This window comes from Myxococcus sp. MISCRS1, from assembly GCF_026626605.1.
Taxonomy (GTDB): domain Bacteria; phylum Myxococcota; class Myxococcia; order Myxococcales; family Myxococcaceae; genus Myxococcus; species Myxococcus fulvus.
This window is the reverse complement of sequence record NZ_JAPNKB010000001.1, coordinates 4517865-4544822: the sequence shown is the minus strand read 5'-3', so window position 1 is coordinate 4544822 and position 26958 is coordinate 4517865. Positions and strand designations below refer to the sequence as shown.

21 protein-coding genes and 1 pseudogene are annotated in these 26958 nt (G+C 71.4%); 12 read left to right on the top strand and 10 right to left on the bottom strand.

Annotated elements, in window-relative coordinates:
• The first annotated feature begins 68 nt into the window (after positions 1-68).
• The gene (locus OWM54_RS17690; protein WP_223749176.1) at positions 69-1691 is read left to right on the top strand and encodes an ABC-F family ATP-binding cassette domain-containing protein; all 1623 of its coding nucleotides are present in this window, start codon (positions 69-71) and stop codon (positions 1689-1691) included.
• A 24-nt stretch (positions 1692-1715) separates the two neighbouring features.
• Here the strand turns inward: OWM54_RS17690 and OWM54_RS17685 are convergent, their stop codons facing one another.
• From OWM54_RS17685 to OWM54_RS17675, 3 genes and pseudogenes are all read right to left on the bottom strand, one after another.
• Positions 1716-3155 carry an aldehyde dehydrogenase family protein gene (locus tag OWM54_RS17685; protein ID WP_267698265.1) on the bottom strand — a complete coding sequence of 480 codons (1440 nt, stop codon included), beginning with the start codon at positions 3153-3155 and terminating at the stop codon, positions 1716-1718.
• 24 nt (positions 3156-3179) lie between these two features.
• A pseudogene (locus OWM54_RS17680) lies at positions 3180-4633 on the bottom strand (aldehyde dehydrogenase family protein).
• A 32-nt stretch (positions 4634-4665) separates the two neighbouring features.
• A complete protein-coding gene (locus OWM54_RS17675) occupies positions 4666-5346 on the bottom strand; it encodes a TetR family transcriptional regulator (RefSeq protein WP_267698264.1) in 681 nt (226 codons plus the stop codon).
• Between the two features lie 104 nt (positions 5347-5450).
• Between OWM54_RS17675 and OWM54_RS17670 the strand changes: the two genes are divergently transcribed.
• Genes OWM54_RS17670 through OWM54_RS17660 form a run of 3 tightly spaced genes read left to right on the top strand, consistent with a single transcriptional unit; the run spans position 5451 to position 8031 of the window.
• Positions 5451-6083, top strand: coding sequence for a phospholipase D-like domain-containing protein (locus OWM54_RS17670; RefSeq protein ID WP_223749180.1), 633 nt, complete (start codon positions 5451-5453; stop codon positions 6081-6083).
• Positions 6080-6685: a glutathione S-transferase family protein gene (locus tag OWM54_RS17665; protein ID WP_141328883.1), complete on the top strand. Its 606-nt coding sequence runs from the start codon at positions 6080-6082 to the stop codon at positions 6683-6685. The genes OWM54_RS17670 and OWM54_RS17665 overlap by 4 nt, the downstream gene beginning before the upstream one ends.
• An 8-nt stretch (positions 6686-6693) precedes the next feature.
• Positions 6694-8031, top strand: a complete 1338-nt coding sequence (locus tag OWM54_RS17660) for a sensor histidine kinase (protein WP_267698263.1) — start codon at positions 6694-6696, stop codon at positions 8029-8031.
• 12 nt (positions 8032-8043) lie between these two features.
• Here OWM54_RS17660 and OWM54_RS17655 read toward each other — a convergent pair whose 3' ends face one another.
• The 3 genes from OWM54_RS17655 to OWM54_RS17645 all read right to left on the bottom strand — a co-directional run bounded on the left by OWM54_RS17655 (position 8044) and on the right by OWM54_RS17645 (position 10328).
• Positions 8044-8793 (bottom strand): helix-turn-helix transcriptional regulator, encoded by a 750-nt coding sequence (locus tag OWM54_RS17655; protein WP_223749182.1) that lies wholly within the window; start codon positions 8791-8793, stop codon positions 8044-8046.
• Between the two features lie 80 nt (positions 8794-8873).
• A complete protein-coding gene (locus tag OWM54_RS17650) occupies positions 8874-9770 on the bottom strand; it encodes a fatty acid desaturase family protein (RefSeq protein WP_267698262.1) in 897 nt (298 codons plus the stop codon).
• A 195-nt stretch (positions 9771-9965) separates the two neighbouring features.
• A complete protein-coding gene (locus OWM54_RS17645) occupies positions 9966-10328 on the bottom strand; it encodes a helix-turn-helix transcriptional regulator (protein WP_046710788.1) in 363 nt (120 codons plus the stop codon).
• A gap of 694 nt (positions 10329-11022) precedes the next feature.
• On the opposite strand from OWM54_RS17645, the gene OWM54_RS17640 reads away from it, so the two are divergent.
• Genes OWM54_RS17640 through OWM54_RS17630 form a run of 3 tightly spaced genes read left to right on the top strand, consistent with a single transcriptional unit; the run spans position 11023 to position 15477 of the window.
• A complete protein-coding gene (locus tag OWM54_RS17640; RefSeq protein ID WP_267698261.1) occupies positions 11023-13254 on the top strand; it encodes a HEAT repeat domain-containing protein in 2232 nt (743 codons plus the stop codon).
• A gap of 40 nt (positions 13255-13294) precedes the next feature.
• Positions 13295-14254 (top strand): ParA family protein, encoded by a 960-nt coding sequence (locus OWM54_RS17635; RefSeq protein WP_141329317.1) that lies wholly within the window; start codon positions 13295-13297, stop codon positions 14252-14254.
• Positions 14255-14262: 8 nt separating this feature from the next.
• A complete protein-coding gene (locus OWM54_RS17630) occupies positions 14263-15477 on the top strand; it encodes an extensin-like protein (RefSeq protein WP_223749186.1) in 1215 nt (404 codons plus the stop codon).
• Between the two features lie 49 nt (positions 15478-15526).
• Here OWM54_RS17630 and OWM54_RS17625 read toward each other — a convergent pair whose 3' ends face one another.
• The 3 genes from OWM54_RS17625 to OWM54_RS17615 are packed head-to-tail and all read right to left on the bottom strand — an operon-like array spanning position 15527 to position 19530.
• A complete protein-coding gene (locus tag OWM54_RS17625) occupies positions 15527-16528 on the bottom strand; it encodes a M48 family metalloprotease (RefSeq protein WP_223749187.1) in 1002 nt (333 codons plus the stop codon).
• Positions 16528-17103, bottom strand: a complete 576-nt coding sequence (locus OWM54_RS17620; RefSeq protein WP_324289130.1) for an SH3 domain-containing protein — start codon at positions 17101-17103, stop codon at positions 16528-16530. Before OWM54_RS17620 ends, OWM54_RS17625 begins: the two co-directional genes overlap by 1 nt.
• Positions 17104-17124: 21 nt before the next feature.
• Positions 17125-19530, bottom strand: coding sequence for a CHASE2 domain-containing protein (locus OWM54_RS17615; RefSeq protein ID WP_267698260.1), 2406 nt, complete (start codon positions 19528-19530; stop codon positions 17125-17127).
• Positions 19531-19941: 411 nt separating this feature from the next.
• On the opposite strand from OWM54_RS17615, the gene OWM54_RS17610 reads away from it, so the two are divergent.
• Together OWM54_RS17610 and OWM54_RS17605 are read left to right on the top strand one after the other, a co-directional pair.
• Complete coding sequence (locus tag OWM54_RS17610) at positions 19942-21147, top strand: hypothetical protein (protein ID WP_223749189.1); 1206 nt, start codon at positions 19942-19944, stop codon at positions 21145-21147.
• A 1-nt stretch (position 21148) separates the two neighbouring features.
• On the top strand, positions 21149-21910 hold the full coding sequence (locus OWM54_RS17605; RefSeq protein WP_223749190.1) for a ferritin-like domain-containing protein: 762 nt from the start codon (positions 21149-21151) through the stop codon (positions 21908-21910).
• Between the two features lie 7 nt (positions 21911-21917).
• Here the strand turns inward: OWM54_RS17605 and OWM54_RS17600 are convergent, their stop codons facing one another.
• Positions 21918-22508 carry a DUF924 family protein gene (locus OWM54_RS17600; protein WP_267698259.1) on the bottom strand — a complete coding sequence of 197 codons (591 nt, stop codon included), beginning with the start codon at positions 22506-22508 and terminating at the stop codon, positions 21918-21920.
• A gap of 128 nt (positions 22509-22636) precedes the next feature.
• On the opposite strand from OWM54_RS17600, the gene OWM54_RS17595 reads away from it, so the two are divergent.
• The 3 genes from OWM54_RS17595 to OWM54_RS17585 all read left to right on the top strand — a co-directional run bounded on the left by OWM54_RS17595 (position 22637) and on the right by OWM54_RS17585 (position 26925).
• Positions 22637-23194, top strand: coding sequence for a TspO/MBR family protein (locus tag OWM54_RS17595; protein WP_141329300.1), 558 nt, complete (start codon positions 22637-22639; stop codon positions 23192-23194).
• A gap of 189 nt (positions 23195-23383) precedes the next feature.
• Positions 23384-23941 (top strand): RNA polymerase sigma factor, encoded by a 558-nt coding sequence (locus OWM54_RS17590; RefSeq protein ID WP_223749193.1) that lies wholly within the window; start codon positions 23384-23386, stop codon positions 23939-23941.
• A complete protein-coding gene (locus tag OWM54_RS17585) occupies positions 23938-26925 on the top strand; it encodes a CHAT domain-containing protein (RefSeq protein ID WP_267698258.1) in 2988 nt (995 codons plus the stop codon). The genes OWM54_RS17590 and OWM54_RS17585 overlap by 4 nt, the downstream gene beginning before the upstream one ends.
• Positions 26926-26958 lie beyond the last annotated feature (33 nt).

The following is a 26958-nucleotide window of genomic DNA, read 5'->3' as shown; positions in this document are numbered from 1 at the left end:
GTCCTCCTCTGGCGTCCCCCATGGCATAAGGGCGCCGCGCCCGCTTTCTCCGGGCACCCCCTACGCACATGATTCGTCTCGACAACATCAGCAAGCAGCACGGCCAGCAGATTCTCTTCATCGAGGCCTCGGCCGCTCTCCACAAGGGGGAGAAGGTCGGCCTCGTCGGCCCCAACGGCGCTGGCAAGTCCACGCTGTTCCGGATGATTACGGACCAGGAGCACCCCGACGAGGGCCAGGTGGCCGTCGACCGCGGCGTCACCATCGGCTACTTCAGCCAGGACGTCGGTGAGATGTCGGGCCGCAGCGCCGTCTCCGAGGTCATGGATGGCGCCGGCCCCGTGAGCACCGTGTCTGCCGAGCTCAAGCAGCTCGAGGCCGACCTCGCCGACCCCGACAAGGCCGACGAGATGGAGAAGCTCGTCGAGCGCTACGGCCTGGTCCAGGGACGCTTCGAGGAACTGGGCGGCTACGCCCTCGAGGGCCGCGCGCGCGAGATTCTCGCGGGCCTGGGCTTCAGCGAGGAGATGATGGACGGCGACGTCGGCGCCCTGTCCGGCGGTTGGAAGATGCGCGTGGCGCTCGCCCGCATCCTCCTCATGCGCCCGGACGCGATGCTCCTCGACGAGCCGAGCAACCACCTGGACCTGGAGAGCCTCATCTGGCTCGAGGGCTTCCTCAAGGGCTACGAGGGCGGCCTCCTGATGACCTCGCACGACCGCGAGTTCATGAACCGCATCGTTACCAAGATGGTGGAGATCGACGGCGGCACGCTGACCACCTACTCGGGCAACTACGACTTCTACGAGCAGCAGCGCGCCCAGAACGAGAAGCAGCAGCAGGCCCAGTACGAGCGCCAGCAGGCCATGCTCGCCAAGGAGCTGAAGTTCATCGAGCGCTTCAAGGCCCGCGCCTCCCACGCCGCCCAGGTGCAGAGCCGCGTGAAGAAGCTGGAGAAGATTGAGAAGGTGGAGCCCCCCAAGCGCCGCCAGACGGTGCTCTTCGAGTTCCAGCCCGCCCCTCGCTCCGGTGACGACGTGGTGAGCCTCAAGGCCGTGCACAAGGCCTACGGCAAGAAGCGCATCTACGACGGCATGGACTTCCTCGTGCGCCGCGGCGAGCGCTGGTGCGTCATGGGCATCAACGGCGCGGGCAAGTCCACGCTGCTCAAGCTCGTGGTCGGCTCCACCACGCCGGACCAGGGCACCGTGGCCATGGGCGGCAGCGTGAAGCTCGGCTACTTCGCCCAGCACGCCATGGACCTGCTCGACGGCGAGCGCACCGTGTTCCAGTCGCTGGAGGACGCGTTCCCCCGCGCCGGTCAGGGCTCGCTGCGCGCGCTGGCCGGCTGCTTCGGCTTCTCCGGCGACGAGGTGGAGAAGAAGTGCCGCGTGCTCTCCGGTGGCGAGAAGGCGCGTCTGGTCATGGCGAAGATGCTCTTCGACCCGCCCAACTTCCTGGTGCTCGACGAGCCCACCAACCACCTGGACATGGCGACGAAGGAGATGCTGATCACGGCGCTCTCCCGCTACGAGGGCACCATGCTCTTCGTCTCGCACGACCGGCACTTCCTCGGCGCGCTGTCCAACCGCGTGCTGGAGCTGACGCCCGAGGGCATCCACCAGTACGGCGGCGGCTACACCGAGTACGTCGCGCGCACCGGCCACGAGGCCCCCGGCCTGCGCACCTGAGGCACCCGTGAGACGGCGGGCCGGCTACTCGAACAGCCGGCTCGCCAGTCGCGCCAGCTTGCGCGCCTTGCCCGTGTACGGCGGGAAGAACAGGTGCGCCAGCGACGTGCGCCCCTGCCGCAGCACCGCGCGCTCGTGGCTGAAGGCCTTGAAGCCCGCCTCGCCGTGGTACGCGCCCAGCCCGCTGTGGCCCACGCCCCCGAAGGGCAGGTGCGGGTTCACGTTGTGCAACACCACCGTGTTGACGCACGTGCCGCCCGCGCTCGTCTCCTGGATGAGCCGCTCCACCGCCGCGTCGTCCTGGCTGAACACGTAGAGCGCCAGCGGCTTGCCGCCCGCGCGCACGTGCGCCACCACCTCGTCGAGCGACTCGTACCGGAGCACCGGCAACACCGGCCCGAAGATCTCCTCCTCCATCAGCGGCGCGTCCGGCGTCACGTCCGCCACCACCGTCGGCGCGATGAAGCGCGTCTGCGCGTCCACGCTCCCGCCCACCACCACCCGCGCGCCCTGCGCCACCGTGCGGTCCAGCAGCCCGCGCACCCGCGCGAAGGCGCCGTCATCCACCATCCGGCAGAAGTCCGCGCTCGCCCGGCGCGCCTCCTCGGTGCGCCCGTAGAAGCGCTCCACCGCCGCCTTCAGCGCGGCCAGGAACGCCTCCTCCTGGGACGCATGCACCCAGACATGGTCCGGCGCGATGCACGTCTGGCCGCCGTTGAGGAACTTGCCCCACGCCACCCGCTCCGCAGCCGCCTCCAGGTCCGCGGACGTGTCGAGGATGGCCGGTGACTTGCCGCCCAGCTCCAACGTCACGCCCGCCAGGTGCCGCGCCGCCGCCTCCATCACCCGCCGCCCCACCCGGGGCCCTCCGGTGAAGAAGAAGTGGTCGAACGGCAGCCGCAAGAGCGCCTCGCCCACCTCCGTGCCGCCCTCCACCACGTGGACCTCGTCCTCGGGGAACGTGTCGCGCACGAGCTGCGCCAGGAAGCGCGAGGTGTTCGGAGTCTTCTCGCTGGGCTTGCAGAGCACGGTGTTGCCCGCCGCCACCGCGTCCACCAGCGGCGCCACCAGCAGGTTGAACGGGTAGTTCCACGGCGCCATCACCAGCACCACGCCGCGCGGCTCGTAGCGCACGTGGCTGGAGGTGCCGGTGAGCACCAGCGGCGTCGTCACCTTGCGCGGCTTCATCCACCCCTTGAGGTGCTTACGTACGTGCTCCAATTCCATGAGCACGGGCAGCACCTCCGTCGACTCCACCTCCGCGGCCGGCTTGCGGAAGTCCGCGTGGAGCGCCTGGGCCAGCGCCTCGCGCCGCTCCAGGATGAGGGCCTTGAGCTTCTCCAGGCGGGCGAGCCGCTCACCGGGGCCGCGCCTGCCCACCTCCCAGCGGCGGGCCCGCAGGCGCTCGAACGCCTCCCGCAGGCCCTGGGGCACCAGCTCCTCCTCCTGTTTCACCACGCGCATCCCGGCTCCTCGAGGCTGGCTGCCCTATTCCAACAACCGCGTCGCGCGGGAGGCCCAGTCCTGGGCCTTTCCGCGGTACGGCGGGAAGAACACCGACGCGAGCGACTTCATCCATTGAACCGACACGGCCCGCTCATGGCTGAAGGTCCGGAAGCCGTAGACGCCGTGGTAGTGCCCCAGGCCACTCATGCCCACCCCGCCGAAGGGCAGGTTCGGGTTCGCCACGTGGATGAGGACGTTGTTCACCACCGCGCCGCCGGACGTCGTGTTGCGGAACACGTCCTCGATGGCCCGCTTGTCCTGGCTGAAGACGTAGAGCGCCAGCGGCTTCTCCCCCCGCTGGATGTGCGCGTACACCTCGTCCCGCGAGCGGAACGTCATCACCGGCATCACCGGCCCGAAGATTTCGCCCTCCATGATGGGCATGCCGGCGTCACGCCCGTCAGCACGGTGGGCGAGATGTAGCGCGAGGGCCCGTCCGCCACCCCGCCCATCTCCACCTTCGCGCCCGCCGCCACGGTGCGGTCCACCAGGTCCTTCACCCGCCGCCACGCCGCCGGCTCCACCAGCCGGGCGAAGTCGGGGCTCGCCTGCCGGGCCTCCTCCGTCTCACCGTAGAAGCGCGTGATGACCGCCTTCACCGCGTCCACGAACTGCTGCTGCTTCGACTCGTGCACGAAGATGTAGTCGGGGGCCACGCACGTCTGGCCGCTGTTGAGGAACTTGCCCCACGTCAGCCGCTCCGCCGCGGCCTGCACGTCCGCGGACTCGTCGATGATGGCGGGCGACTTGCCGCCCAGCTCCAGCGTCACGCTGGCCAGGTGCTGCGCCGCGGCCTCCATCACCTTGCGGCCGATGCGCGGGTTGCCCGTGAAGAAGAAGTGGTCGAACGGCAGCCGCAAGAGCGCCTCCGCCGTCTCCGCGCCGCCCTCAAACAGCGCCACCTCGTTCTCCGGGAACACGTCGCGCACCAGCCGCGCCAGGAACCGCGCGGTGTGCGGCGTCTTCTCGCTGGGCTTGCACAGCACGGCGTTGCCCGCGGCGATGGCGGCGATGAGCGGCGCCATCAAGAGCTGGAAGGGATAGTTCCAGGGCGAGAGCACCAGCACCACGCCGCGCGCCTCGTAGCGCACGTGCGCCGACGAGCCCGCGAGCAGCATGGGCGTGCCCACGCGCGTGGGCTTCATCCACGACGACAGGTGCTTCACCGTGTGGTTCAGCTCCTCCAGCGTGGGGTGGATCTCCGTCAGCTCCACCTCCAGCGCGGGCTTGCGGAAGTCCTGGTGGATGGCCTCGGCCAGCTCGTCGCGGCGGGCGATGATGGCCTCGCGCAGCCGCTTGAGCTTCGCGACGCGCTCGGCCGCGGTGGTGCGCGACAGGGCCCAGCGGTTGGCGCGCAGCGCGTCGAACGCGGCCTGCAGGCGCGCGACGTCGGCCTGGGGTTTGGACTCGGTGGAAACGGGGACGAGCTCCAGCATGGTTGGCTCCTCGATGAAATCCGGTGGGTGCTTCAGCGGGCCTCGAGCCCGCGCAAGAGGGTGGTGAGCGCCGTCGTCAGCTCGGCGGTGAAGTCGATGCGCAGGGGGGCCATGTGCGGCAGGGCGAGCACCTCGCGCGCCACGGGCGCCACGTCCGCCATCTGCCGCAGGCCCGTCACCAGCGCGTGCAGGTGCACGAGCACGCGGGCGCCCTCACCCGGCTGCAGGAAGGACAGCCGCGACTCGAGGAGCGCGCCCGTGCGCGCCATCGCCTCCAACAGCCGCTCCTTGAACCGGCGCGCCTGCTCCACGGAGACGTTCTGCTCCAGCACCGTCTGCAGCATCGCGAGCAGCCGCGTCAGCGACAGCTCCGGCTCCAGCGACTCGGCCACCGCGCGCGCCAGCCACGGCCCCGTCCACGCCCCCTCCACCGTGCCCAGCCTCGCCTCCAGCCGGGCGAACCAGGCGAAGAGCAGGTCCTCCAGGAGCGCGAGGAACAGCGCCTCCTTGGTCGGGAAGTAGAGGAACACCGTCCCCTTGGCCAGATGGGCCCGCTCGGCCACGTCCGCCATCTTCACCTCGGAGTACGAGGTCGCCTGATAGAGTGCGAGCGCCTCGTCCAGCAGCACCCGCCTGCGCGCCTCCTTGTCCTCGTCCTTGCGCGCGCGCTTGGGTGCCACCCGCCCCACCTGCTCCCCGGAATCGCTGACCATGCCCTCAGTGGTAGGTGACCTCAGGTCATCCGTCAAGTGACCAAAGGTCATTTCCGCTGGCCGGCACCTGGAGTGTGGTGGGTGGGTGTGAGATGATGTCCGCCATGCGTCCCATCCAGACGGAGCTGCTGTCCGGAAGCGAGCTGTACCGGGAGGTGGTGCTGGAGAAGCTGCTCCACGCCCGCGAGTCGGTGTGGCTGGCCACGGCGAACGTGAAGGCGATGTACGTGGAGTCGAAGGGGAAGTTCGTGCCGCTGGTGGACGTGCTGGACGGGCTGGCGGCCCGGGGCGTGTCCCTGCGGCTGCTGCACGCGGAGCTGCCGAGCCGCCCGTTCCGCGCGGCGTTCGATGCCCGGGCGCGGCTGGTGAAGGGTGGCTTGAATCTGAAGGTCTGCCCCCGCGTGCACTTCAAGGCAGTGGTGGTGGATGGGGCGTGGACCTATCTGGGTAGCGCGAATCTGACGGGGGCGGGCCTGGGGGCCAAGGGCGACGCGGTGCGTAACTTCGAGCTGGGCTTCGTCACGGAGGACTTCGACGTCATCGACCGGGTGACGGCGCTCTACGAGGCGGTGTGGAGCGGGGCCGAGTGCAGGGGATGCAAGCTGCGGCACGTGTGCCCGGACCCGATAATCCCCGCACCCGGGGGGCGGGAGGAGATGAGAAGCTCCCGCGGCGCTCCTCGGCTCGGCAAGTCCCGTCGGTTGAGGCGCGCCACCTCGGAGTCGTCACGACGATGATGAAGCTCTACTTCGCGCGGAACACCCGGGCCACCCGACCCCGGTGGTTGCTGGAGGAGCTGGGCGTTCCCTACGAGCTGGTGCCGGTGGACGTGCTCCAGCGCGAGCACAAGAGCCCCGAGTACCTGCGCATCCACCCCATGGGCTCCATGCCCGCGCTGGAGGATGACGGGCAGCCCATCTTCGAGTCGGCGGCCATCCTGCTGCACGTCGCGGACAAGTACCTGGAGCAGGGCTTCGCCCCGCCGCTCGGCTCGCCCGAGCGCGCCGAGTACTACCAGTGGATGTTCTTCTGCATGTCCACCATGGAGCCGCCCTTGTCCGCGTACTCCGCGCACAGCCGCTTCCTGCCGGAGGAGCAGCAGGTGGTGGGCGAGGCGGAGCGCGGGCGTCGTCGCTTCACGGACATCGCGCGCATGCTGGAGTCGCGGCTGCAGGGGCGCACGTTCCTGGTGGGCGAGCGCTTCACCGCGGCGGACGTGGTGATGACGTCCATCCTGGAGTGGGGCGGGAGCATGGGGCTGCTGGAGGACTTCCCCGGCTTGCGCGCCTATGTGGAGCGGCACCTGGCGCGTCCCGCGGCGCGGCGAGCCCTGGAGTAGGCGGCCCCGTGCATCAACCCGTCGTACCCAGTCCCTCGCCCTCGGAGCTCGCGGCCCACGTCGGGTTGAAGCGCCGGGGCTTCATCGTCTCGGCGTGCGTGCTGCTGCTGTCGCTCGGCACGCACCCGCTGCTCTTCGGCGGCTTCATCCCGGCGGTCATCGTGGTCCACATCGCGTGGGCGGCGGTGCTCGTGGGCACGGCCGCGGCCATGGGCTCGCGGTGGGTGACGGTGCATCGCGCCAGCGTCGTCACGGGCGTGGCCAGCATGGTGGCGCTGGTGCTGGACATCCACTTCACCGGAGGGCTGTCGAGCACGCTGTACCCGCTGCTCTTCGCGATGCCGCTCATCATCGCCGTCTTCGCGCCGGGGGACGTGGTGACGGTGTGGGCCTCCGTCGTGCTGACGCTGGTGGGCATGCTGGTGGCGTCGTGGCACTCGGACGTCTCCGAGCAGCGGCTCGTCGGGCAGGTGACGCTCTTCTTCTTCCTGGCCTGGGTGGCCGTCTTCAGCTGCAAGCAGTTCCGCCGGATGCGCGACACCGAGCGCGACGCCGTGAACGCGCGGCTGGCGGCGCTGGAGCAGCTGGCGCGCAGCGAGCACCTGCGCGCAGAGGCGGTGCGCAGCCAGGCGGAGATGGAGCGGCTGGCCCTGGTGGGGCGCCTGGCCGCGGGCGTGGCGCACGAGGTGAACAACCCGCTGGCGTACGTGAAGTCCAACCTGGGCTACCTGGAGGAGGTGTCGGGCGAGGGCGTGCAGGACCTGGAGGACCTGCGCCGGGTGCTGTGGGAGACGCGGCAGGGCGTGCTGCGCATCGAGCAGATCGTCACGGACCTGCGCCGCTTCTCGCGCGACGCGTCGGACGCGGAGGAGGCGGGCAGCGTGGCGGAGGCGCTCGACGAGGCGGAGCGGCTCGCGTCGGTGCGGCTGCGCAGCCTGGGGCAGGTGGTGCGCGAGGTGGAGCCGCACCTGGTGCGCGTGCGGCTGGGCCAGCGTCAGCTGGTGCAGGTGGTGCTGAACCTGCTGCTCAACGCGGCGGACGCGCTGGACGGGGTGCGGCCCTCGCGCGCCGCGCGCATCGTGCTCAGGGCCTCGCGGGTGGAGGGGGGCGTGCGTCTGGAGGTGGAGGACAACGGGCCGGGCATTCCGGAGGCTGTTCTTCCGCACCTGTTCGAGCCGTTCTTCACCACCAAGGCCCCGGGCAAGGGCACCGGCCTGGGCCTGGCGCTGTGTCGCGAGTACCTGGCCCGCGTCGGCGGCACGCTGACCGTGGCCAACTGCCCCGATGGCGGCGCGTGCTTCACGCTGCACCTGCCCGCCGTCCCCGAGAAGGAGCCCCCGGCCTGAGGACGCGGGCGGCTACGACTTCGCGGGCTCGGTGCCGGTGGGCGCGATGGGCTCCTCGGCGGCCTTGTCCGGCTCAGACTCCGACGAGGACTTGCCCAGCTGCCGCTCGCGCCACGCGCTGGGGGACTCACCCACGAGCTTGCGGAACAGGCTGCTGAAGTGCTGCAGCGACGCGCAGCCCACCTCCACCGCGACGGCGGTGAGCTTCATGTCCGTTTCCAAGAGGAGCCCCTGGGCCATGCGCACCTGCACGGCGTTGAGCTCCGCCTGGAAGGACGTGCCGGCCTCCTTGAGGCGGCGCTGCAGCGTGCGCTCGGACATGCCCATCTCCCGGGCGACGTCCGACAGGTTGATGTCCGGCAGCTTGCCCTTCATCGCCTGGTGCAGCTCGCGTAGCAGCGGCGACTGGCCGGTGGCCTCGGCCACCAGGTCATTCAGCTTGGAGAGCAGCGGCGCGGCGCGCGCCTCGGGCTGTCCCAGCCACGCCAGCGCGGCGGCCGGCTCGGTGAAGACCTTGCTGGGGTACGCGCCCGTCAACAGCGTGTAGAAGCCGCCCACCACCGCGCCCGCCACGCCCTCCGGACGCACCAGCGCCTGGCGCTGCACCGACGTGCCGAAGGACTTCTCGCGCGCCTGCATGTACTTCACGAGCACCGCGAAGGCCGCGGGGTCCGCCGCCTCCAGCCGGCGCGCGTCCACCAGCGAGGCATGGGGCGCCGCGGGGGCCAGCTCCACGTCGAGCACGTGCACCAGCCTGCGCACGTGCGCCTCCGCGGGGCGTCCCCACAGGATGAAGCCGCACAGGTCCGCCGAGGCGTACCAGTGCAGGAACCCTTCCCCGACTAGGTAACGGCCGTGGGGGTCCCGGAAGTAATCGTCGACGCCGTCTGCCGATCGCACGGCTCGGCAGAATAGCGCTTCGCCACCTGGAGCACCCAGCGGGGATTGATGGGCGACAGTCCCGTCACCAGCTCCGGCCTCACCAGGGCCACGCCCTCCAGCTCCCGGGTGGTGGCCGGCAGGTCCCGCCAGGGCACCTGGGGCTTCACGTGGTGGGCCTGGTGATAACCCGCATTGAAAAAGAACAGGTTGTACAGACGGGACGTGGACGTGGTGCCCAACGCACCGCGCTGCGTGGAGTCCGTCTCGAAGTGGGCGGCCAGGTTGAGCCAGTGGATGCAGAACTGGCCCACCAGCAGCACGCCGAACCACGCCAGGCCCAGGGCGGGCCGCCAGAGGATGACCGCCAGCAGGGCCCCGTCCACGATGAGGAAGTCCAGCGCCAGCTCCAGGCGCTGGTTGCGCTTCCTGGCCCAGCGCCAGACGTTGGCCACGGCCTCGAAGGGCCAGAACCAGGGCGTCAGCGCCGAGCGCAGGCAATAACGCACCACGCCTTCGCCGGGCTTGCGCTGGCCCCAGTCACCCGGGCCGTCGTTGTACCGGTGATGGTTGAAGTGGTGGATGTAGTAGCCGCGATAGGGAAACCCACACGCCATGCCCAGCGTCCGGGACACCAGCCAGTGCAGCACGCGCGGCTTCGCGATGCTCACGTGCATGTGGTTGTGCAGGACGGCGTAGTTCCAGAACATCACCGCCCAGCCCACGGCGCACATGCCCACGCGGCCCCAGGCGCCCAGGTGGTCCCAGCTCCAGAGGAAGGAAGGCAACCACGCCCACCACAGCGCGTGTACCGCGAGCTGCGGCAGGTCGAGAGCGGGGGCGGGGAGGGGGCGAGTCATGGGGCACGAAGCTAGGCCCGCCCCTGTCTCGCCGCTTCATTCCATGCGCCAAGCGATTGCGAAAACGCGCAACCTCGAGCGTCCTTCGCTGGCATCGCTTTCAACCCGGGTCCACCCCGCCCCGGTGCTGATTCCGCCCGCGCTCGCCGTCTTCCACGTGACGGGAATGGGCGAGCGCGAGCGGCGCCGCCGCGCTCACGACTCCAGCGCGTTGGCGACCTGTCCCAGCAAGCGCAGCCGGGGCGCGTCCAGCTTGCGCACCGTGCGCAAGAGCCGGCGGACCTCGGGACGCTCGCGGTACTCCGGCGGGTCCTCGGCGAGCGTGGGCGCGCCTTCGACGCCGGCCGTCATGCCCAGCAGCACATCCGAGGAGCAGTTGAGGACCAGACACAGCTTCCTCAGCGTGCGGACGCTGGGGAGCATGTGACCGCGCTCCAGCCGCCCGTACACCTCGGTGGCGATGCCCACGCGCTCGGCCACATCGGCCTGGGTGAGCTCCAGCCGCTGCCGCGCCGCGCGAACTGCATTTCCAATGATGGTGGCCAATCGTTGTTCCATGGCGTGCGGAAACCTGTCGAAAAGAGGGCTTCGCCCCCCGCGCTCGGGCGGAGAGGTTCCGGGGAGAAGTGACTGCGGGTTCGGTGCCTCGTGGAACACAGACTACGGGTGGGGTCTGACATTCAGGTGCTTCCGGAATGGCGTGCGAAAGCGCTTGAAAAAAGCGCCGCCGGCACGCCCCGCGGGAGGCCCTCGGAAGGCCCCTCCGGCGAGGCTCCGGACGTGGTTTCCGGCGCGCTCCGGGCGTGCCTCGCGAAGGTGGGTGGTGTCGCGCGGTCGACACCGCTGGGGCCCGAAAACTCGGCGCGGGGGCGATTCGCACGCGGCGCGTGGGGCGTTCGCGTCGCGCGGACGCGGACCGTCCTCGCGCACGTCGCCGTGAGCGTGGGTGAAGCTCACCGCGGGCGTCTTGCTTCGCGTTCGTCCGGTGCTGGACGTCACCGGCCGGACGGCCGCACTCGCGGTGCTGGGGCGCGGGGATGGCGTCCGGGCCGTCGGCGTGCGGCGGAAAGCCGGGGCTCACGTCCGAGGCCGAAAATTCGGCCCGCGCGGCGTTGTCAATGGACGGGTGGGGACTTCACGGAAAAGCCCTGGTGTTTCCGTGGTTTACGAAGGCGGGACGTCTGACGTAGGGTGGGCCCCCCCGGTGGGTCGGGGGTGCACCGCGTGCCTCGCGGGGAGGGCCGTTGAGGTCGTGAGCGACGAGCGTCCGGACGCGCTGCTCAAGAGCGCACTCGAGAAAATTGTCTACTTCGAGGCCCGTGCGGAGCAGTTGCTCAGCGAGCTGGGCTCGACGCGTGAGGAGATGGAGCACCTCAAGCGCGAGCTCGCGGAGACGCATCAGCGGGAGCTGAAGCTGCGGCGCGAGGTGGCGGAGCTGGAGGTGCGCGTCGGGCGCGCCCAGGCCGAGCGCGAGGAGTCAGTGCGGCTGACGCAGGCGCTGCGCGGCGAGCGCGACCAGCTGATGGACCGGCTGCTGACGGCGAGCCGGCTGCGCGCCTCCACGCAGGAGCGCGACGACGAGGACGATGACCTGGGGTTCGACCTGGCGTCGTTCATCTCGCAGCTTCGCAGCGAGGCGCTGCTGAAGAATGAGACGGGCAAGGGCGCGGCGGCGACGGTGATGTCGATGAAGGTGCCCGTGCGAGCGCCCGCGGTGCCGCTGGCCGAGCCGGTGGCGAAGGCTCCGCCTCCCTCGGCGGCCTCGAGCGCGCCGCCCGCGTTGCTGGAGCCGCTGCTGGAGGGACTGTCGCCGGTGGCGCGCGAGGCGCAGCGCTTCCTGCAGGCGGGGCGGCTGGGCGTGAGCGCGGCGCAGCTGGCGGAGCTGTCCGGGCAGGGGGGGCTGGGGGCTCCGACGGACGAGACGCTGTTCGGGTTCTCGGTGCGGGAGCTCTCGGCGCAGGACCCCGCGGCGCGCATCCGCGCGGCGGAGCGGCTCAAGGCGCTGTCGCAGCCCGCGGCGGCTCCGGCGCTGGCGAGCGCGCTGCACGCGGAGACGGACGCGGCGGCGCAGGTGGCGCTGCTCCAGGCGTTCGCGGCGCTGTGCCGGGAGGAGGGCGCGCAGGTGGTGTCGCCGCTGTTGTCCTCGCCGGTGCCGGAGGTGCGCATCGCGGCGCTCAAGGCGCTGTTGACGCTGGCGCCCCGGGACGCGGCGCCGCACCTGGCGCAGGCGATGAAGGACCCGGACCGCTCGGTGCGTCGGCGCGCGTCGCTGCTGGCACTGGGGCTGGAGGGTGAGACGGCGCGCCGGCTCGGTGAAGAGGCCATCCACGACGCGGACGCGGAGGTCCGCTCGCTGGCGGCGCTGGCGCTGGGCGCGGGGAGTGGCGAGAACGCGCGGGCTTTGTTGCTGGAGGCGCTCGGGGACCGCGAGCCTCGCGTGCGCAAGGCGGCGGCGCAGAGCCTGTCGCGCATCCTGGGGCAGGACGTGTCCGGCGTCGTCGCGCTGGACGATACGCACCGGCGCCGTGAGATTCGTCGACTGGCGACGTTGCCGGTCAAGCCCGTGCGCGCGCGGCTCGAGGAGCCGGCGCGAGTGGTGCCCGCGGTGGCGGTCGCGGCGACCCCCGTCGCTTCGCAGGGCGCCCCCGTGGGAGCGCAGTTCTCGACTCAGAGCGCCTCCGTCGGTATTCCGCAGGGAGCGCAGTTGGCGATTCAGCGCGCCCCTGTTGGTGCTCCGCAGGGAGCGCAGTTCGCGGTCGCGACCCAGGCAGCCTCTGTCGGCGCTCCGCAGGGAGCGCAGTTCGCGGTCGCGACCCAGGGCGCTCATCGTAGCGCGGGCGCCGTGGTTGGCGCCGCTCAGGGGATGCAGTTCGTGGTCGCCGCGCAGGGCGCCGGCGCGGCGCAGGTGGCGGGTTCGGTCCAGGGTGGAGTTCCTGTCGCGCTGGCCTCGGCGCAAGCCCGTCAGGGTGCGATGGCGCCCCCCTCGATGGGGGCTCGTCCCGTCGCGCCGCCCACGCACGTGGCGCAGGCCCCGCAGGCTCGTGCCTCGGTGCCTTCGTCGACGCAGGGAGTTCAGGCGCCCCAGGCCCGCGCCCCGGTTCCGTCCCAGCCCGCGCAGCCCGTGGCCGCCCCGCCGACCGCGGTGGCCCCGCCGCGCGCCGCGCCTCCGCCTTCCCGTCCCGCCGCCCCGGCGCCCCGGCTCTCGCCCGTCCAGGCGGCCCTCGTGGCCATGGGCGCCCCGGCGCCGCAGCCCGCGACGCGCTCCGAGGAGCCCCGGCCCGTCGCCGCGCGCCCGAGCGCCTCGCCCGTGGAGACGCTCTGTGCCCCCATGCTCCACGAGGTCCGCGTGGCGGTCCGTGGTCGCTCGCTCGCCGAGCTGACGGCCGCCCTGGGGGTGCCCGTCGAGCTCGCTCAGGAAGCAATCACCCTGCTCTCAGCCCGGGGGGCCCTGGTCCGAAGGGGACACAAATACTTCGCCGCTTGAGGCAAGGTAGCCGCCCCGTACGTCTTTCGAAGGGTCGTTCATGGAAGCGCCGACATACAGCTCGAAGCAGGTGGCCGAGATGCTCGGCGTGTCTCCGAAAGCGATTCCGGAGGACGCGAGGAAGGACGTGTACACCCCGGACGACGTCTGGGACCTGCGCACGACGCTCGACCGCTTCCCGGCCAAGGTGGGCCACCGCCGCCAGCTCTTCCTGAACTTCAAGGGCGGCACCGGCAAGACGTCCCTGTCCACGTCCTACGCGTGGCGCGTGGCGGAGCTGGGCTACTCGGTGCTCCTCATCGACCTGGACAGCCAGGGCCACGCCACCAAGTGCCTGGGCTACGAGGGCGAGGAGTTCGAGAAGACGCTGCTCGACGTGCTGGTGCGCAAGACGCCCCTGGCCAAGGTCATCCAGAAGTCCCCGCTGCCCAACCTGGACTTCGTCCCGTCCAACCTCAGCATGTCCACCATGGACCTCTCGCTGATGCCCATGGCCGGCCGCGAGTTCAAGCTGCGCAACGCCCTCAAGGACGTGGAGGCCCAGTACGACGTCATCGTCTTCGACGCGCCGCCGTCCTTCGGCCTGCTCAACCTCAACGCGCTGATGGCCGCCAACGACCTGTTCGTCCCCGTGCTGGCGGACTTCCTGTCGTTCCACGGCCTGAAGCTGCTGTTCGAGACCGTGCAGAGCCTGGAGGAGGACCTCAACCACGTGCTGGACCACGTGTTCATCGTGGTGAACTCCTTCAACGCCACCTTCAAGCTGGCGAAGGAGGCGCTGGAGGCGCTCCAGACGCACTACCCGGAGTTCCTGCTGCCGACCATCATCCGGCAGTGCACCAAGTTCGCCCAGGCCTCGAGCGAGGGGCGCCCCGTCTTCGTCGCGGACCCCACGTCGAAGGGGGCCAACGACATCCAGGCCATGATTGACAACGTCCTGCCGCGCCTCGTCGCCGCGGCCGCCGCCGCCCCGAAGAAGGGCACCCAGCAGGCTGGCTGAGATTCGCCATGAAGAAAGCCTTCGAACAGAACGTGTCTCGCGCCAAGCCGCGCCTCCGCCTGGGGGCGTTCACCGGCGCCGTCGAGCAGACCGAGCCCACCGAGCCTCCCGAGCAGGCCGCCGACGTCGCTCCCCCCGAGCCGACGAGCGCCGACCTGTCCGCGGAGGTCCGCGCCCGCATCGAGCGCGCCCGCGCTCCTCGCCCCACCGCCGCCGAGGCGATGGAGGTGGCGCTGTCGCAGCCCGAGGGGCCGCGCGCGCGGGAGCCGGTGTTCACCCAGCAGGTCGCCGAGCCGGTGACGTATGCGTCGCCGGAGCCGGAGGCCGCCGTCTACGACGACGGGGTGGGTGAGGCGCCCGTCACCTTCGCTGCTCCGCCCACCATGGCGTTCCACCTGGACGGCCTCGAGGCCGAGCCGTCGTCGGAGGCGCACCCCATGACGCAGGGCTCTCCCCACGCTTCGCTCCCCCACGTCACCGCCACCGTCGCGGAGCCCGTGGCCCGCGTCGAGGCGCCGCCGCAGGAGGTGGAGGTACAGACGCCCGCGCCGCCGCGCGAGGAGGCGATGGACTCGGACGCGCGCCGCGAGCGGCTCAAGGCCCGGCTCAAGGCGGTGCGGGAGAATCCGCGTCCGGAGCCCCTGCCGGCCACCGTCGCGGAGGCGGGTCAGCGCGCGGTCGAGCGCATCACCCACCTGCAGGCGGAGCTGGTGAAGGTGAAGGCGGCGAACCTGTCCCTCACGCAGGAGCTGGAGGTCGCGCGCCGTCAGGCGGAGAAGGCCACCGAGGAGGCTCGGCTGCGCATGGACGAGGCGCGCCGGCTGTCGGCGGAGATGGAGGGCCGCGTGAAGCTGCTCGCGGACCTGGAGCGGGAGCTCGCGGCGCTGGAGGGTGAGCGCGACGAGGCGCTGCTGTCCCTCCAGGAGAACCGTCAGGCGCTCCAGGCCTCCGCGAAGGAGCACGAGAAGCTCGAGGAGGAGGTCTCCCGGGGCAAGCAGGCCCTGGTGGACAGCCTCGCCGAGGAGGAGCGGCTCGCCACCGAGCTCGAGTCCGCGAAGGACGAGTCGATGTCGCTGCGCCGCGCGGTGGAGGCGCTGCAGGGAGAGCGGGACGTGCTCGCCCAGCAGGTGGCCTCGCTCACCGCCGAGCGCGCCGAGCTGCTCGAGGCGCGCAAGGCGCTCGAGGCCGTGCACCGCGCGCTGAGCCAGGCCGCGTCGCGCTGAACGCGTCGTGGCCATGGGCGCCCCGAACGGGGGGCGCCCGAGCCCGCGCCTACTTCCCGTCCTTCGCCACGTTGCTCCGCCCCGCGCCCTTCTTCACCGCGGCGACGAGCTCCGGCTGGAGCGGCGGGCTGCGCAACCCCTCCAGCGACAGCTCCGCGAACTCACCCTCGCGCGGCCTCAGGCTCGCGAGGAAGGTCTTCAGCCGCTCCTCGCGGTCCGCCTTCTTCGGGTGCCGCGAGCCCAGGCGGGAGCCGTCCTTCGTCTTGCCGAGGACCGCGATGTACTCCTTCGGGTCGTAGCCGGCCGAAATCATCAGCCGCGCGGCGAGCTGGTCCGCCGCGTACTCCTGCTCCTTGTCGTTGCCGCTCTCCGCCAGGCCGATGACCTTCTCCGTCAGGTCACCGAGCAGCGCCGTGTCGCTGTCCAGGTCCAGGTTGCCGCCGCTGCCCCCCGCGGCGATGAGCTGACCGGAGCCCGGCACGTTGGCCTCCATCGTCACCGCCACCTTGCACAGGCTCACCTTCGCGGCGTTGTACTGCTGGATGGAGTGCTTGAGCACCACGTGCGCGATTTCATGCGCGAGCACGCCCGCCAGCTGGCTCTCGTTGTCCAGCTCCGACAACAGCTTCCGGGTGACGAAGACGTAGGCCCCCGGCGTGGACACCGCGTTGAAGTTCTGGTCGTCGTTGAGCACGCCGAACGTCCAGTCCAGCGTGGGCCTCGGCGACTGCGCGCCCAGGTTCTTGCCCACCGTGTTGAGGTACTCGTGCACCGCGTGGACGCTGGTGTCCTTCGCGCCGCCGGTGGTGCCCATCAGCCCGCCGCCACCCTCCACCCAGTGGACCGCCATGGCGCTGCCGATGGCGTACTCCTCCTTCACCGTGGGCTCCACATCCAGCTTCGCGCACTCGTCGCGCTGCTTCTGCGAGGCCACCGAGTTGTTGACCGTCTTGCCGGCCACGTCCGCCACCTGCGCGAGCGTGACGCCCTTGCACGACACCGTCAGCAGCCCCAGGCCCAGCAGCGCCGCCGTCCTCCCGAGCGCCTTCATCACGAGCCTCCCTTCGGCTTGCTCTTCGCCCCGCCCGAGCGGGCCGTCGTCTCCGCGCCCACCACCGGGTGCAGCCCCGCCGCCGCGGCGTGCTTGGCGATGTCCTGGGTGGACACGTCCTTGGCCGCCTTCTCCAGGCTCTGCAGCTGCGCCACCGCCTGCTTGTGCCCGCCGCCCTTCTTGTTGCCATACGCGACGGCGCCGGGGCTGAGCGCCTTCACCGCCGCGCCGCTGGACACGAAGCCCTCCGGGTTCACCTTGCGCTTGCCCTGGTCCCCGACGACCAGCTCCAGGTTGGGCGCGGTGGTGGACAGGTTGGACTGGAACACGAAGCCGCGCTTGCCCGTGGACGTCTTCACCTTGTGCCACTGCTTGTTCTTCGCGTCCGCGCCCTCCCACTTCACCTGCTCACCCGGCTGGAGGATGACCACCGCGTTCGCCGTGGGCGAGGGGCTCTCCATCACCCGCGTGTTCTTCGCCTTCACGTACAGCGAGCCCCCCACCGCCACCGCCGAGGACAGGCCCGGCAGCCCCATCATCAGCAACGCGGCCACCCACGCCGCTCTCGTTCTCATCCCCATGACTTCAGACTCCTTTCACTTGTCCAGGCTCGCCACGCCATCGAAGCCCGGCGGCGGCGACTCGGCATACTTCCGACAACGCTCCAGCAGCGCTTTCGTCGGCCCGTCGTCCACGTCCTCGGCCGCGAGCCGCTCCAGCGCCGACGCGGCCTCCTCGAAGCGCCCCTCCCGGTAGAGCGCCAGCGCCGCGTGGTAGCGCTCCACCGTCGCCCGCTTGCGCGCGTCCAGCCCACCCTTGAGCGCGAGCAGCTCGTACACCGTGACGGCCTCCGTCTTGCCCGCCACCCGCACCCGGTCCAGCTCGCGCACCTCGATGTGCTCGCGCGCCAGCTCGTACGTGCGCGGGCCAATCATGATGACCGAGCCGTACGCCTTGTTCGCGCCCTCCAGCCGCGCCGCCAGGTTCATCCCGTCGCCGATGGCCGTGTAGCTGAAGAGCTGCTCGCTGCCGAAGTTGCCCACGAAGTTCACCGCGGAGTTCACCCCGATGCGCGTGTAGACGTCCGGCAGCCCCTTGGCGCGGAACTCCTCGCGCATCGCGTCCACCTCCGCCTTGGCCGCAAGCGCCCCCCGGCACGCGCGCACCGCGTGGTCGTCCTGGCGCATGGGCGCGCCGAACAGGCACACCACCGCGTCACCGATGTACTTGTCCAGGCACGCGCCCTCCTTGAGCAGCACGCCGCTCACCCGCGTCAGGTACGTGTTGAGGATGCGCACCAGGCTGCGAGGGTCCTCCTTGAAGCGCTCGCTGAAGGTGGAGAAGCCGCGGATGTCGCTGAAGAACGCGCTGATTTCGACGTTCTCCCCGTCGAGCTTCGGCAGCTTGCGCTCGGCAATCATCTGCTCCACGAGCTTGGGCTCCATGAAGCGACTGAACGCCGCGCGCACGAACTCCGTCTCGCGGTTGGCCACCAGGTGGTTGAAGGCCACCGCCGCGACGCCCGCGAGCAGCCCCGCCATCGAGGGCAGCGCCGTCAAGAGATGCCAGCCCTTCGACAACACCAGCCCCGCGACCAGGTACATGCCCACCGGCAGCACCACCGGCCACGCAATCTCCAGCGGCGTCCAGCGCGTCGTCATCAGCAGCACCACCGACACCAGCGCCACCACCAGCGTGAGCCCCAGGTCCACCGCGAGCGGCGTGCGCGTGATGAAGCGGCCATCCCCCAGGAGCGTGTCCAGCACCGACGCCTGCTTCATCACGCCGGGCACCTCCGCGAGGAACGAGGTGGCCTTGATGTCGCCCAGCCCCAGCGCCGTGCCGCCGATGACCACCACCTTGCCGCGGAACACCTCCCGCGGCAGCCCCGAGGGCTGTCCGTTCTCCCGTCGCACCCAGCCGTCCAGCACGTCCAGCAGCGGCACCGTGCGGAAGCGCTCGTGCAGCGGGCCCCCGCCGTAATCCATCGCCGCGCCGCCATCCGCGTCCACGCGGTACTGGCGTCCCCCCACCCTCAGCAGCCCGTCGGAGAGCTCCACCTTCTCCGCGCTGAAGAGTCCCGCGGCCACGCGCACCGGCAGCGTCGGGTACGTGTTGACGCCGTCCGAGTACGCGAAGCGCGTGCGGCGCATGAACCCATCCGGGTCCGTCTCCGTGTCCACCAGTCCGAAGCCATCCACCGCGCCCACCAGCACCGGAATCGGCGGCACCGGATGGCGCACGGCGCGCGTCCCGTCCGTGTCTCCAGGGACGTGGTGCTCACCCGCCGCCTCGCGTCCCTCCAGCAGCGGCGGCGCGTGGCCCTGGACCTTCACGGGGAAGGCGAGCGCCCGTGCCATCTCCTCGGGCGTGACGGCGGGCAGCACGCTGTCATCCGGCGTGTCGGTGAAGGCCTCGCCGTCTTCCTCCGGGAAGGTCTCCTCGCCCACCGGGGGCGCGGCCTCCGGAGTCGCCACGGGGACGGGAGGCGGGGCGAGCGGGGACGGCGGCGCCGCGTCGAAGTCCGCGCGGGGCAAGGGCTGCGCGTTGACGTTGGTGGAGACGCCGAGGAAGAACGGGATGCGCGTGTCGCGCAGCACCTGGGCGAAGGCCAGGTCCGTGGACGCGTCCGAGGAGCGCTCGTCCATCACCGCGTCGAAGACGATGGCGCGCGCGCCCTCCGCCTCCAGCTGTTCCACCACGCGGGCCCAGAGGTTGCGGCTGTAGGGCCACGTGCCGAAGTTGAGCGTGTAGCGCTCGTTGGCGCGGATGCCGTCCAGCGTGCCCTGGTCGATGACCACCACCGACACGGTGGGTGACAGGCCTCGTCCATCCGTGAAGGCCGTCAGCGCCTGGTCGTACGCGCCGCGCTCCAGGTCGTCCAGCCAGCCGCCCCACCACGCCAGGGCGGACAGCACCGTGGACAGCGCCGCGATGCCCAGCATCAACCGCCAGTGGTCACGCCAACGCTGACGGATGATTCTCCCGGTCTCGCCTGCCACGGCCCCCTCTTGCCATGTGTGGGGTGTATCGCGCGTCACACTAGCCCAAGCCTTCGCGTCCTCACGGCAGACGAGCGTGAAAACAAAAAATCCCAGGTGAGCCTCGATACCCGGCTCGAGCGTGCTCCTCCGTCCGCCCTCCAGACGGAGGACATCCCGTCCTATTCTCGGGCGTCTCACGGGCCCGCCCACGCAGGGGCCGCGAATCGCACACCCGGCGTGTCCCGCTCCCCGCGGGCGGCGGTGTGGGCAGCGACAGGGCTGCCGAGCCTCCGTCAGTCCCATGCGGTGGCGGGGTGACTTGCTGGCGGGGTTTGCCGGAGTCCCGGTGCGACCGGACCTTACCTCCCAACACGGCGGGCGCGACGCCTTCCGTCCTCCTCTTCTCCGCACGCGCAAAAGGAGTCCGACGTGGCCCTGGACATCTTCCAACAGAAGGGCGTCCCCCTCGACAAGCAGGTCTTCACCTGGAAGGACCTGGTGCGCAGGCCCTACAGCAAGCTGGACGACGACGCCTTCACCCGGGTGCGCGTCATCTACATGAACGGCATCATGGCGGATGCCCTGCGCACCAAGCACATGATGGCGCGCATCAACGCGTCCTTGCGCGAGCCGCTCGCCCGCATCCGCCGCGTGGAGCACTTCGAGCAGACGCTCATCAACTGGCTCAACCCCGCGGACCAGAACCCGCTGGAGACGACGCTCGGCTTCGAGCAGGTGGCCATCGAGGTGACCGCCAGCGTGGCCCTGCGCGAGCCCGACCCCTACCTGGCGCAGACCTACCGCTTCGGGCTCCTGGAGGACTTCGACCACCTGTACCGCTACTCGGCGCTCTACGACCGGCTCGAGGGCAAGGACCCCAACAACATCACCCAGTCCTATACGGACATCATCCCCGGCCGCCCCACCGTGGTGGAGCACCGCCACCCCGTGGATGACCTGCGCCGCCCGTACGACAAGACGCGCGCGCACCCGCTGACGAAGATTCACGCCATCAGCATCACCGCGGCGGAGAACCAGACGCACGACTACTACATGACGGTGGGCCCGTTCTTCGCGGACCCGGTCGCGCGTCAGCTCTACGCCGAAATCGCCGCCATCGAGGAGCAGCACGTCACCCAGTACGAGTCACTGCTCGACCCGGGCGAGACGCTGCTGGAGAAGTGGCTGATGCACGAGGCCGCGGAGGTCTACAACTTCTACTCCTGCCTCGAGTACGAGACGAACCCGCGCGTGAAGGAGGTGTGGCAGCGCTTCCTGGACTACGAGCTGGGGCAGCTGCACTTCGTCAAGGACCTGTTCGAGAACGTCGAGCGCCGGGACGCGGCCGAGGTGCTACCGAAGACCTTGCCCGAGCCCATCGAGTACAAGCAGCACCGCGAGTTCGTCCGCAAGACGCTCAGCCAGGAAGAGGACCTGGCCACCAACGGACCGGACTACGTGCGCATGGCGGAGCTGCCGGCGGACCACCGCTCGCGCGTGTACCGCGACCAGCTCAACTCGGAAGGCTCGCCGTCGGAGATCGCCGCGGCCGGCTACCAATGGACTCCTGGCACGGAGCTCGCCGCGCGGGCACAGCGCATGGGCTCGGTGGTCGAGGGAAGGAAGGTTCACTGACATGAAGAAGACGACCAGTGACATGGGACTCAACCGCACGGGCATCGCCACGTCCCCCATCGACAGCGCGGACATCTTCCAGCAGGCGCAGGAGCGGCTGCCCAGCTCCGCGGGGGATGGCTCGCTCATCCTGGAGGTCCGCCAGCAGTACGCGCGCGAATCCGATGGCCTGGGCAGCGTGCCGCCGCCGGCCAACCTCAAGGGCGTGGCCAAGACGGCGGTGGAGCTGCTCAAGGGCGCCAGGCCCACCGTGTTCCTCGACAAGCTGGGGGAGCGGCTCGCCTTCGAGCGCTCGGGCTCGCGGCTCTACGAGGGCGCGCTCGCCAAGCTCGACGTGTACGGCACGTGGGAGGGCGGCCCCACCCGCGAGGGCCTGGAGCGCATCCTCGACGACGAGCTGGCCCACTTCGGCCTCGTCTCCGAGACGCTGACGAAGCTGGGCGCGGACCCCACCGCGATGACGCCGTGCGCGGACCTGGTGGCCGTCACGTCCATGGGGCTTCCCGCGGTGCTGTCCGACCCGCGCACCAACCTGCGCCAGTCCCTGGAGGCGCTGCTGGTGGCGGAGCTGACGGACAACGCGAGCTGGGAGCTGCTCATCGAGCTGGCGCGCGGCCTGGGCCATGACACGCTGGCGGACCGCTTCCAGCTCGCGCTGGACGCGGAGGCCGAGCACCTGACGCTGGTGCGCGGCTGGCTCGCCTCGGGCATCACCCTGGAGGCCCGCGCCTCGCAAGCCGAGCCGGCTGGCGCTCCGGCCTGACGTCGACTCAGAAGGACGAGCCCGGCTCCTGGAGGAAGCGCGCTTCCTCGGGAGTCGAGGCCCGTCCCAGCGCGTCGTTGCGGTGCGGGAAGCGACCGAAGCGCTCGATGACGTCCCGGTGCCGGCGCGCGTAGTCGAGCGTCTCCAGGCTGCCGGAGTGGTGCATCGTCAAGAGCTCGAAGAGGTCCACCGACAGCCGCTGGTCGTACAGCTCCTCGCTGTGCTCGAACGGCAGGTACATGAACCAGCGCCACACCGAGGGCAGCGTCACGTCCAGGCCCCGGGCCAGCGCGTGGCGGGCCACCGAGCGGGCCTTCGCATCCGTGGCGAACGCGCGCGGCGTGCCCCGGAAGAGGTTGCGGGGCACCTGGTCGAGCAGCAGGAGCAGCGCCAGGCACGTGCGGGCTTCGTTGCGCCAGGAGTCCAGCTCGCCCGCGGCCGCGCGCTCGTGGGCTCGCAGGAAGCGCTCCCTGCACTCCGCGTCGAAGGCCGCGTCGCGCTGGAACCAGACGGCCCGAGGTCGGATGCACGCTGGATTGCGAACCGGGTCCGCCGGCTGACCGAACCAGAAGTCGAGGACTTCCTCCGCACTCACCATGTCGTTCCTCCCCAAAGGCTCGATAGAGCGCCCACCCGTCAACAGTCAACGGGGGTGGACCCGGGGGCAGGTCGTTACCACCTTGCAGCGAACACTGCGCCCGCACACCGCGCGCAAGGAGACAGACCATGCACACCTCGTGGGAGACCTCGACGCGCACCGTGCCGGGGCCGGTCAAGCGCACCGCCCTCAACCCCACGCTGCGCACCGAGTCCGTCATCGCGCTGGGCGCGTTCAGCGCGCTCACGCTGGGCGCCGCCGCGCTGGGGGCCCGCCACAGCACCGCCGACACGCGCTGGTACCGCCACCTGCGCAAGCCGCCCTTCCAGCCGCCGCCCGCCGCCTTCGGGCCGGTGTGGACCGCGCTCTATGCGCTCATCGCCGTCTCCGGGTGGCGCGTGTGGACGGCGCCGGCGGGGCCCTCTCGCTCCCGGGCGCTCGGCTGGTGGGGCGTGCAGCTGGGCCTCAACGCCGCCTGGTCCTGGCTCTTCTTCGGCAGGCACCAGCCCAGGAAGGCCCTGGCCGACAACCTGGCGCTCCTGGGCAGCATCGGGGCCTACATCGCCGCGACGCGCGAGGTGGACCGGCCCGCCGCGTGGCTGGTCGCGCCCTACCTGGCCTGGGTGGGCTTCGCCAACGTCCTCAATGGCGAAATCGTCCGGCGCAATCCCTCTTCCGGACACTGAGCCCCGGCGGCGATGGCCCCGGCGGAAAATTCGCCGGGAAATCCGGCCGGGAAGATGGCGGCGGGGCGTCGTTGAGAGGGGCGACCCGCCATGGATGCTTTCGCCCTGCAACCACCTGCCGCACGCGCCCGTCGCCCCCGGTCCCGGGGCTTGACGGCCCATGACGCGCCGGTCCAGCCTGCACCCCGCGTGGATAGCGGGCCTCCCTCAACGCCGACCCTGGACAATCGCTGGTTCTCCGCCTTCGTCCGGACGCACGAGGCGGCGTTGCGCGCCACGGCGCTCCGGCTGTGCGGAAACGCGGCGGAGGCCAACGACCTCCTGCAGGACACCTACGAGCGCGGGTTTCGCAACCTGTCCCGCTACCGCCCCGGCACCGACGGACGCGCGTGGCTGCTCACCATCCTCCACCACATCTTCATCGACAAGTGCCGCTCGAAGACGCGCGAGCGTCGCTCGGACGTGTCGGCGGAGGAGCTGGAGGAGCGCATCGCCGCGCCGGAGCCGGAGGCCGCCCCCGCGTGGGCTTCCATCAGCACGGAGCAGCTGCGCGAGGCCCTGACGCGGATTCCCGAGGAGTTCGCGACGGTGTACCGGCTCCACGCCCTGGAGGGGATGCCCTATCAGGACATCGCCGAGCGTCTGGGGATTCCCAAGGCGACGGTGGGCACGCGCCTCATCCGCGCGCGCCGCAAGCTGAAGGAGCTGTTGATGCCCGGCGCCACCGGCAAGGCGGAGGCGTCATGAGCGCCCCGGAGCCCATGGACCCGCACGACCTGGTGCACGCCTTCGCGGATGGCGAGCTGTCCCAGGAGGAGGCGGAGCAGTTCCGCGAGCACCTGGCCACGTGCGAGGCGTGCCAGGAGGAGCTCGACGACATCCTCCAGCTCCAGGCGCTGGGCACCCGGCTGGGGGCCGAGGAGGCTCGCGAGGCCCCGCGCGACGTCACCACCCCCGTGCCGCAGCAGCCCGTGGCGTCCGCGCCCCCGCGCGCGTTTCGTCCCGCGTGGAGCCGCCGCAAGTGGGTGGCCGCCGCCGCGCTGTCCGGCTCGCTGGCCGCCCTCCTGGTGCTGGTGGCGGTGCGCTCGGGGCCGTCGAGCGTGCGTGACGATTCGCAGCTCTTGGCCCTGGCGCCCACGCGCTCCATGGAGGCGCGCCTGAGCTGGTCCGGCGCCAGCGCGCACCGTCCCTACGGCGTGCTGCGCTCCGGCGACGAGCGCCCGCGCGAGCTGGTGCCGCTGCAGGCGCTGGCGAAGCTGGAGGAGCAGGGAGATTTGCAGGGCCTCGCGGTGGGGCACCTCTTGCGCGGTGAGCGCGAGCAGGCGGCCGACTACCTCCAGCGCGCGCCCGCGTCGCCGGACGTGGACAGCGACAAGGCGGTGGTGGCGCTGACGAAGGGCGAGCTCGAGTCCGCGCTCGTCCTGCTGGACGGTGTGCTGGAGAAGCACCCGCGTCACCCGCAGGCCCTGTGGAACCGCGCGCTCGTGCTGCGCGAGCTGGGCCTGGACGCGCTCGCGGCCGAGGCGTTCGACACCGTCGCCTCGCTGGGCGAGCCCGGCTGGGCCGAGGAGGCGCGGGAGCGCGCCGCGGTGCTGCGCCGTCAGCTGGAGGGACGTCGTGGGGCGTGGGACTCCGCGCAGCAGGCCGGCCGTGCGCTCGCGCTGCAGGGCACCGCGTTCCCGGAGGACGTGGCGCGGGCGGTGCCGGGCACGGCGCGCAACTGGCTCAACATCGCGCTGTGGACCGCGCCCTCCGCCGAGCGGGTGCGCGAGCTCCTGCCGCTGGCGCGGGTGCTGGACGCGCGCTACGGCGGCGACACGGTGGTGGCCTCCGTGGAGCGCGTGGCGGGGCTGGACTTCGCGCGCCGCGCGCCGTTCGCGGCCCGCTTCCGCCAGGTGCTGGAAGGCACCTTCGATGCCGCCTCGCTCGAGCCGCTGGTGAAGGAGCTGTCCGGCTCGCAGCACCAGGACATCCTGCTGGGTGTGCTGCCGCTGGCGGGCGGGCTGCCGGCGCACATCGACGTGTACGAGAAGGTGGCGCGCGCGCTCGGTGACTCGTGGCTGACGCTCAACGCGGAGCGCGAGCGCGCGCTGGCCGAGTACGGCAAGGGAGACCTGGCCGGCGCGGAGGCGCGGCTGTTGCGCGCGGTGGCGGCGTGCGAGGTCGCGAAGGCGGACTACCGCTGCGGCCAACTGGAGCACCTGCTGGCGCACATCTACAAGGACGAGCACCGGCTGGTGGAGGCGCGCGAGCACGCGCTGGCGGGCCTGGGCTGGGCGCGGCAGACGCAGGAGTGGACGCTGCAGGCGGACCTGCTGCTGGTGCTGGGCGACATGGCGCGCTTCCGCAACGCCTTCGCCCTGACGCGCGCGTACCTGGGCGAGCAGGCCCTGCGAGACCGGGGCTGCGCGGCCGACCGGCACGTGCACGAGAGCCTGGCGTCGCTGCACGTCTTCGCGCTGCGCCCGCAGGCCGCGCGCGAGGAGCTGGAGAAGGCCCCGGTGTGCGACGTGCCCTTCTTCCTCAACGGCGCGTTCGTGCTGGCGGACCTGGCGCGGCTGGACCCGAAGCCGGGCGACGTGGAGAAGGTGCGCGAGGGCCTGGCGAAGCTGGACGCCGCGGGCTGGCTGCGCCCCGGTGAGAAGGTCATGGCCACGCACATCCAGGGCCGCGCCGTCATCGGCTCGGACCGCGCGGAGGGCCAGCGGCTGCTGGGGCAGGCCATCGTCGCCGGTGAGCTGCTGGGCGCGGCGGACCCCGTCGCCGCCAAGGCGCGCGCGTACAGCTACTCGTCGCTCATCCTGGACGCGGGCTCCACCGGGGACTGGGCGCGGGCGCTGTCCCTCTTCGCGCAGGAGGCCCGCGTGCCGGCCCCCGAGCGCTGCGCCCTGGGCGTGGAGGTGCACGACGAGCGCACGCTGACCGCCGCGCGCGGACCCACGGGTGAGCTGCTGGGCCACCAGGACGCGAGCCGCCGCTCGCCCGACTTCGACGTGGCCTCGCTGGTGCCCGCCTCCGTCATCGCCGCGCTCAAGCCCTGCGAGCACGTGAGCGTGTTCGCGCGCTACCCCGTGCACGGACAGGCGGGCCTGCTGCCGCCGGACATCGCGTGGAGCTACCACACGGGCACGAAGGCCCAGGCGCCGAAGGTCTCCGCGCCGCGCCCGCTGGTGGTCTACGACGTGGACGCGCCCGCGTCGCTGAACCTGCCCCGGCTGCGCAGCTGGGAGCTGTCCGGCGGGCCGTCTCCGCGCCGCGTGGAGCTGACGGGCGCGGCCGCCACGCCGTCGCGCCTGCTGGCGGAGCTGGCGCAGGCCACCGAGGTGGAGATCCACGCGCACGGCCTGGTGAACCTGGGCGTGTCGGACGCGTCGCTGCTGGTGATGGCGCCGGAGGCGGGCGGCCGCTACGCGCTCACCGCGGGCCAGGTGCGACAGCAGAAGCTGCAGGGCGCGCCGGTGGTGCTGCTCGGCGCGTGTCAGGCGGCCCGGACTGCGCCCTACCTCCACGCGCCGTGGAGCCTCCCCGTGGCCTTCGCCGAGGCGGGCGCGCGCGCCGTCATCGCCTCACCCATCGACATCCCGGACGCCGAGGCCGGGCCCTTCTTCGCGCGGGTCATGGAGCGCATCCGCGCCGGTTCCTCCGCCAGCCTCGCGCTCCGAGACGAAAGGCTGCGCGTGTTGTCCACGCAGCCCGACAGCTGGGTGAAGACGGTCGTCGTCTTCGAGTAGCCCCGTCACCGCCGTCAGTCCCTCACCTCGGCT